Source organism: Clostridium sp., assembly GCF_016650095.1.
GTDB lineage: Bacteria > Bacillota > Clostridia > Clostridiales > Clostridiaceae > Clostridium_AD.
On the sequence record NZ_JAENWL010000430.1, the window covers coordinates 1 to 2,388 of the forward strand.

A 2,388-nucleotide genomic window follows, 5' to 3' on the forward strand; every position below is an offset into this window, starting at 1 on the left:
GAGTACCTTTATATTATAGACTATAAAAGGCATTATACACAACTAATAATTAATTGGAAAAATTTAATTAGGGGCATAAAAATAAATAACAAGTTAAAGATACAAAATAGACTCGTATACTGAGTTGTTATTTATTTGAATGTCGCCTTTATAGATGTTAAACCATAGTTGACAAGAAAGTCTGAATAATCGATAATGGTATGTGAAAGCTATACACGATGAACGATGAATAAAAAAATGGAATAATAACAAAGTGTTTAGACTAAGTATATTGTAGAGTATTATTGTGGGAGGAAGATTCATGGATTTATACCCATTATTTACAATTGCTTTAGCACTATCTTTAGATGCTTTTGGAGTAGCTATATGTATAGGCTTAAACAATCAGGCTAGAATTAGAAATAAGGTAGGTTTTATATTTTCATTTGGGTTTTTCCAATTTTTATTTTCATATATAGGAGCTTATGGTGGATTCCTTTTCAATACATATGTAGCCTCAATGCCAACAATAATCGGTGGTATGATTATATCTCTGGTTGGAGTGGTTATGATTAAGGAAGGTATTGAGAATAAAGGGAAGTGTCCACTACTTAAACCTAAGATGTATTTTATTTTAGGTGCATCAGTAAGTATAGATGCAATGGTGGTAGGTTTTACGGTATTAGATGATATAACAAATGTTATATTATTAAAAAATACATTATTTATTGGCGGAATAACCTTAGTAATGGTAACAATTGCTTTTATAATTTCTAAATATTTAAAAAGAATAGAAGTTATAGGGAGATATGCAGACTATATTGGGGGAATAATTTTAATGATTTTCGGGCTAAAGATGATGCTTTTTTAAACACATCTTAGCTTCAAGGATGAGAAGTACCTTAGAAAAGGATGATTTAAAAGGAAGGATGATAAACATGTTAGAAAAATTAAAGGATTTAAATTCATTTGAGGCATTTAAATATTTTAAAGAGATGAACGAGATTCCAAGAGGTTCTGGAAATGAGAAAGCAATAAGTGATTGGTTAGTGAGCTTTGCTAAAGAACATAATTTGAAGGTTATCCAAGATAATGCATTAAACGTTATAATCAAAAAGCCTGGTACAAAAGGATATGAGAATGCAAAAGCTATAATACTTCAAGGTCATATGGATATGGTTTGTGAAAAAAACACAGCAACTGTACATGATTTTGAAAAAGATCCTATTGAGTTTATTGTAGAAGGTGACGCGGTAAGGGCTAATGGAACTACGTTAGGTGCTGACAATGGTATTGCAGTAGCATTTGGCCTTGCAGTGCTTGCATCAGAGGATATTCCTCACCCACCAATGGAACTTCTAGTAACTACTGGGGAAGAAACTGGTATGGGTGGAGCACAAGCATTAGATCCTAAAAATTTAGATGGAAGAATATTAATAAATATAGATTCAGAAGAAGAAGGAAAACTATTAGTAAGTTGCGCCGGTGGAGTACGTGAAAAAATAAAGCTGAAAATAGATTGGGTAGAGGCAGATAAAAGCTTTTTAAATTGCGTAATAAGACTAACAGGCTTAAATGGCGGTCACTCTGGAATGGAAATTAACAAGGAAAGGGCAAACGCTAATAAGACAATGGGACGTTTCTTAATGGATTTAAGATCAGTTATAGACTTTAAAATAAATTCTATAAGTGGAGGAGCTAAAAATAACGCAATTCCTCGTGAAGCTGATGCTATTATATTGTTTAGAGAAAATGATAAAGCAATTGTTACGCAGAAAATATCACATTGGAATACAACACTTAAAAATGAGCTAAATAATATTGATCCAGATGTTAATTTAGCAATTGAAATTCTAGGGGATAAAGTAAGTAGAACTTTTTCTGATGACACTGCAACAAAAGCACTTCAAACACTTTTTCTAATTCCAAATGGAGTTAAAAATATGAGTATGGCAATCGAGGGCCTCGTGCAAAGTTCAACAAATATAGGAGTACTTACTACTACTGATGAAAATGTAGTATTTGACTCTGCAATAAGAAGTTCTGTAAGGACTTTAAAAAAGGCAATATGTGATGAAACTATAGTACTTGCAGAAATGGTAGGAGCTACTATTGAATTTGAATCTGATTACCCAGAGTGGCAATATAATCCAAATTCTGAGATAAGGACTGTATTTGAAAAAGTATATAAAGACCTATACGGTAAGATGCCTGAAATAGCAGCTATACATGCAGGTCTTGAGTGTGGATTATTTAGTGCTAAATTTGACGGCAAGATTGATCAAATATCCTTTGGCCCTAATATTTATGATGTACACACACCTAAAGAACACTTAAGTATCTCATCAACAGATAGAATGTGGAGTTACTTATTAGCAGCATTAAAGGCAATGAAATAATTAAAGCCGC

Annotated in this window: 2 protein-coding genes; both read left to right on the plus strand. The window is 32.2% G+C overall.

Going from position 1 to position 2,388, the window contains the following annotated elements:
* The first annotated feature begins 301 nt into the window (after nt 1-301).
* A complete protein-coding gene (locus JJE11_RS17465) occupies nt 302-850 on the plus strand; it encodes a manganese efflux pump (RefSeq protein ID WP_291637935.1) in 549 nt (182 codons plus the stop codon).
* Between the two features lie 19 nt (nt 851-869).
* Nucleotides 870-2,378, plus strand: a complete 1,509-nt coding sequence (locus tag JJE11_RS17470) for an aminoacyl-histidine dipeptidase (RefSeq protein WP_366927965.1) — start codon at nt 870-872, stop codon at nt 2,376-2,378.
* Nucleotides 2,379-2,388 lie beyond the last annotated feature (10 nt).